The organism is Desulfomarina sp. (assembly GCF_054039375.1).
Genome location: NZ_JBPLBA010000240.1, coordinates 1 through 5,372 on the forward strand (window position 1 = coordinate 1; position 5,372 = coordinate 5,372).

The following is a 5,372-nucleotide window of genomic DNA, read 5'->3' on the forward strand; positions in this document are numbered from 1 at the left end:
TCTGTCTTCTTCTTTCCCTGACAAGTTTCTTGTTTTTTATATGGGTTGCTACTTCACGTTCCTGATCGTGGCTTTCATTCATGCAAATTGCTCCTGATGCCGCCATTGACCTGAACCCTGCACTTCATGGCTATCTTGAAAAATCGCGTTTTCACCTGATTTCCGCGTCACAGGAAAATGAATCAAGTCTGTCCAACACAAATCCATTTTTTCCTACGAGGCAACAGCTGATGGATTCAGGAATTTTTCAAGTCGTCCGAGGGGCGCCATAAACCCGTCCCTGCAGTCGCCCTCGGCCAAGGTCAGGAATGGGACTTTCCTGGACCATCTTGTCCTTAAGTTAACGAAATTGGTTACAGGCCTTTAATTTTCTCTGTCAACAGGGGTACAAACTGCTTCAGATCAGCAACTACCAGCACATCGGCAACTTCACCTATGGGGGCCTCCCTGTCCGTGTTGATCGCCACGATGAAATCCGACTTTTTCATTCCGGCAAGATGCTGAATGGCCCCGGAAATACCGCACGCCAAATAGAGTTTCGGGGAGACACTCTGCCCCGTTGTTCCCACCTGTCGATTATGTTCTACCCATTCCGAGTCAACAACCGGACGGCTGGCGCCATAATCTCCACCCAGAGCTTCGGCAAGATCGGCGATAAGAGAAACATTTTCCGCTTTACCGACACCACGTCCGGCGCTGACAATAATTTCAGATTTGGAGAGATCAACACCGCCCTGTTCGGCCTGTTCATAACCGCTGAATTCAATCCTGCCGGCAGGACTGCAATCCAGCTCTATTACTTCAGGTGTGCCGGTGGGGTCATCGGGAAGGCTGAAAGCTCCGGCCTGGAGGGTAACAACACATTTTTCGGTACCACTTTTAACTGTGCGTCGCAATTTTGCATTACAGGCGGGAACAATATAATTTCCGTCCGCAACTTCCACCACTTCGGAAACCTGAGCGGCTCCAAGGGCAAAGGCAACGCGGGGGGCAAGGTCCCAACCGTAGGAGGAATGGCTGAAAACGATGACATCAGGGTTTTCTTTTTCAATGGTTTCCAGGAGCAGCTGTTTGTGGCCGTCTGGATCAAATTCCGTGCAGTTGCTGACATCAGCCAGATAAAGTTTTCCGTCATACCGGGGAAGATTATCTTTATTTCCAACAAGAAACATAACGCTTTCAGCACCGATCAGTCCTGCAAAACCAATCAGTTCGCCGTAGCTGCCAAGGATTTCACCATCTCTGTATTCTGCTACAAGTAACGCTTTCATTGGAATCCCCCTTTAAGCCAGCACGCCGGTTTTTTCTTTTAGAATTGAAATCAGTTGATCAGCCAGTTCGCCGGCATCACCTTCCAGAATCAGACCGGTTCCTTTTTTCTCGGGATAAGCAATTTGTTCTGTCTGCAGCCTGTTTTCCACCTGGACAACCTCTGCCACAGGAATGGAAAGGAGTTCCTTTTTCTTGGCCTTCATGATGTTGGGCAGGGTTGGGTAGCGGGGAGTGTTGAGCCCGAGCTGACAGGTGAAAACGGCTGGTCCGCTGACACTGACCACCGCCTTTACACCACCTTCAAGTTCTCGCCTGGTAGTGACTTTTCCATCACTGTATTCAAAGTCAACGATGGTGGTAATACAGGGAAGGTTTAACATTTCAGCAATAAGAACACCAACCTGGGCAGACCCACGGTCCTGGGACTGCATTCCGGCGAAAATATAGTCAAAGTCTTTATCTCGCGCGTATTCAGCAATAATTGATGCAACGGTGAAGGGATCTTTTGTGGAGATATCATCATCGGCAATATGCAATCCGCGGTCGCACCCCATGGCCAGAGCCTTTTTCATGGTTTCCTTGACCTTGTCGGTGCCTATGCAGAGGACGGTGAGATCAGCGTCCTTTACCTGCTCTTTGAGCCTGACAGCCTGTTCAACACCATATTCGTCATATTCATTCATACGCCAGGCGAGGTCGGCACTGTCGTACCATTTGCCTTCACTGTCAATTTTAAACTTTGATTCCATATCAGGAACCTGTTTTATGCAGACTAGAATTTTCATTGTTTTTTCTCTGAGATATAATTCATGGGTTTTTTTGTTTCTCGACATCACCTGGTGAGATTTGTGCCGATAACCAGCCTCTGGATTTCGCTGGTACCCTCGTAGATTTCGGTGATTTTTGCATCCCTCATCATTCTCTCCACAGGAAAATCACGGGTGTATCCATATCCGCCGAGAATCTGTACCGCCTGGGTTGTAACCTTCATGGCTGTTTCACTGGCCATCAGCTTGGCCATGGCGGAAGCCTGGGAATAAGAGAGTCCGTTGCTGGCTTTGTAGGCAGCGTTATAGACGAGCAGCCTGGCTGCTTCAATCTGGGTAGCCATGTCGGCAAGTTGAAACTGTACTCCCTGAAAACGGGCAATCGGGGTATCAAACTGTTTGCGTTCTTTGGCATAGTCAAGGGCCGCGTCCAGTGCGCCCTGGGCAATACCTATAGCCTGTGACGCGATACCTATTCTTCCACCATCCAGAGTTTTCATGGCAATTTTAAAACCATGTCCCTCTTCACCCAGCAGGTTTTCGGCCGGAATTTCACAGTTTTCAAAAATAAGCTCCATTGTTGGTGAACTGCGGATACCAAGTTTCTGTTCTTTTTTTCCAAAACTGAAGCCGGGTGTTCCTTTTTCTACGATGAAGGCACTGATCCCATGATGTTTTTTGGCATCCTTATCGGTGCGGGCAAGGACGACATACACTTCCGCATCACCACCGTTGGTGATAAAAATTTTAGTACCGTTGAGAATCCATTTGTCCCCATCTTTTACTGCTGTGGTCTTTGTTCCTCCTGCATCAGACCCGGCAGATGGTTCGGTTAACCCGAAGGCACCCATTTTTTCTCCGCTGGCCATGGGGACTAAAAAGGTCTGTTTCTGTTCTTCACTGCCGAACAGGTATATGGGATTGGCCGCCAGTGAAAGATGGGCGGAGAGGGTGACTCCGGTGGAGGCGTCAACCCTGGATAACTCTTCAACAGCAATTGAATAACTGATATAGTCGGCCCCCGCGCCGCCGTATTCTTCTGGGAAAACTATGCCTGTCAGGCCCAGTTCCCCCAGTTTGTCAAACATCAGCCGGCGATCAAATTTTTCTTCTTCATCCCTTTCTTTTGCGGTGGGCGCGACCTCAGCTTCAGCAAATTCACGAACCATGCTTTTAATCAGGCTCTGTTCTTCAGTTAATTCAAAGTTCATTATGATTGCTCCGGGGATTGTGATGTTTTTTTTGATTTTTTAATATGATTACGAACGAAACACTGCCTGATCCTTGTTAGCCCGGGAATGGGTCTGTCTGGTCGGGCTTTTTGCAAAAATTAAATTTTACCTGTCAAAAAAAATCTGAATTGACTTTTTTATTCAGGGCAGACGGCGGGAAATTGTTCCCGCCGTCTCCTGAACAACAGTTGAAATTGATTCCTGTTCAGTTCAAGGTGGACTTATTTCTTCTTTGAGCTCAGCTCTGGGAAATCCCAGTAGAAAAATTCATTTGTCTGGGCCTTTGTGCCGGCTTCCTGCTTTTCAACTTCCTGTTGACGAAGTTCAACCCGGCGGATTTTCCCACTCAGGGTTTTTGGAACTTCCGGTACAAATTCGATGATTCTTGGAATCTTGAATTTGGCAAGAATGTCAATGGTATGCTTGAACAGTTCCAGTGCCAGCTCCCGTGAAGGTTCATAGGATGCATTCAGAATAACAAAAGCTTTGACCAATTGATGGTATTTCTTGTCGGGAACACCAACAATTGCGGTTTCAGCAACGGAGGGATGTTCCATGAGGGCACTTTCCACCTCAAAGGGGCCGATACGGAAATCGGACGATTTGATAACATCGTCACTTCGGCCGACAAACCACCAGTACCCGTCTTCATCAAAAGTCGCACGGTCGCCAGTATAATAAAAATTGTCTCTGAAAACATCAGCCATTTTGTCCGGATTGCCGATATACTCGGTGAACAGACCAATGGAACGCCATTTATCGAGTTTAACGACGATATGGCCAACCTCATCCGGCTTGGTGATAACATTTCCCTCATCATCGGCAAGAGCCACATCATACATGAAAGACGGCTGGCCGAATGAACCGGATCTCATTTTTCCGTTCATCCACGGGTGATTGCCGATCATGGCGGTGGATTCGGTCTGGCCATAGAAATCACGGATTTCAGTACCAGTCAGTTTCTTCCACTGGGAGATTACTTCCGGGTTAAGAGGCTCACCTGCTCCGATGGACTGCCGCAGGTTGGAAAGGTCATATTTGGACGTATCCAGGTTGATGAACATTCTCCAGGCGGTTGGCGGCGCACAGAACGTGGTGATTTTATGGGTGGAGATAGCATCAAGGTAGGCGTCACCGTCAAGAGTCGTAAAATTGAATCCTGATGCGGAGGCGCCGACGTTAAACGGTGCGAAAAAGCTCGACCAGGCCCATTTTGCCCAACCGGGAGCACCGAGGTTGTGGTGAACATCATCGGGACGGATACCGGTCATAACAGAAGTTGAGAGATGACCAACCGGATAGGATGTAGCGGTATGACCGACACGCTTTGGCAATCCTGTTGTTCCTGAGGTAAAAAAGCAGAAAAGCAGATCATCCGATCTGGTTTTTGCAGCTTCGGCTTCGGTAGCCTCTTTTTCCAGTTCAGAGTAGCTTGTCCAGCCTTCCTTGTTCCCACGGACCAGTTTTATTTTCGGGGTGGCACCGGTGAGTTTCAGGGCTTCATCAATGAGATCAGCATAGATTTCGTCCGCAAGGATTGAATCGGGAGCATATGTTTCAAACCTGAACTGCAGTTCACGTAAAGTCATGGTGGTGGCAGTGGGAACGGCAACAAGACCGCCTTTGATGCAGGCATAACTGGTAAACCAGGTTTCGGGAACAATCGGAACCATCATATACATGTTGTTTCCTTTTTCCACGTTTGCCTTTCTCAGGGAGTTGAGACACTGGTTTCCTCTGGCAGCGAATTCACTGTAAGAATAGGTGGCACTTTCCTTGGTCGCCAGGTCAGCCCAGACCAGTGCCTGACTGTCACCCCTTTCCTTCACGTGAAGATCTTCAAACACCTCCTCCGCCCAGTTGAAATATTCCGGAAGTTCCATGGCGTTCAGCTTTTCAAAGAATGCCTTCGCCGTATCTCTCTTCTGGTCATTGTCATCCATCAAGTTCAGGTCCATCACTTCCTTATACAGACTTTTCATACTCATAAATGACTCCTTGCAATATAGATTTGAAAGTAACTTTCAGGGTGATGAATATACCCTTTTTTCTGTGACCAAGTGACAAACTGAGCGCTCGGTCGGTATCCTTGGGTGCAATA

At 48.0% G+C, this 5,372-nt stretch carries 4 protein-coding genes; all 4 read right to left on the reverse strand.

Annotated elements, in window-relative coordinates:
• Positions 1 to 353: 353 nt before the first annotated feature.
• The 4 genes from ACXLDX_RS13365 to ACXLDX_RS13380 all read right to left on the reverse strand — a co-directional run bounded on the left by ACXLDX_RS13365 (position 354) and on the right by ACXLDX_RS13380 (position 5,259).
• On the reverse strand, positions 354 to 1,271 hold the full coding sequence (locus ACXLDX_RS13365; RefSeq protein ID WP_457577688.1) for an electron transfer flavoprotein subunit alpha/FixB family protein: 918 nt from the start codon (positions 1,269 to 1,271) through the stop codon (positions 354 to 356).
• Between the two features lie 12 nt (positions 1,272 to 1,283).
• Positions 1,284 to 2,057: an electron transfer flavoprotein subunit beta/FixA family protein gene (locus ACXLDX_RS13370; protein WP_457577689.1), complete on the reverse strand. Its 774-nt coding sequence runs from the start codon at positions 2,055 to 2,057 to the stop codon at positions 1,284 to 1,286.
• Between the two features lie 47 nt (positions 2,058 to 2,104).
• A complete protein-coding gene (locus ACXLDX_RS13375; RefSeq protein WP_457577690.1) occupies positions 2,105 to 3,250 on the reverse strand; it encodes an acyl-CoA dehydrogenase in 1,146 nt (381 codons plus the stop codon).
• A gap of 242 nt (positions 3,251 to 3,492) precedes the next feature.
• Positions 3,493 to 5,259 (reverse strand): AMP-binding protein, encoded by a 1,767-nt coding sequence (locus ACXLDX_RS13380; RefSeq protein ID WP_457577691.1) that lies wholly within the window; start codon positions 5,257 to 5,259, stop codon positions 3,493 to 3,495.
• Positions 5,260 to 5,372: the final 113 nt, after the last annotated feature.

Coding starts and splice junctions, on each gene's coding strand:
- ACXLDX_RS13365 (WP_457577688.1), bottom strand. CDS start 1,271: ATGAAAGCGTTACTTGTAGCAGAATACAGAGATGGTGAAATCCTTGGC.
- ACXLDX_RS13370 (WP_457577689.1), bottom strand. CDS start 2,057: ATGAAAATTCTAGTCTGCATAAAACAGGTTCCTGATATGGAATCAAAG.
- ACXLDX_RS13375 (WP_457577690.1), bottom strand. CDS start 3,250: ATGAACTTTGAATTAACTGAAGAACAGAGCCTGATTAAAAGCATGGTT.
- ACXLDX_RS13380 (WP_457577691.1), bottom strand. CDS start 5,259: ATGAGTATGAAAAGTCTGTATAAGGAAGTGATGGACCTGAACTTGATG.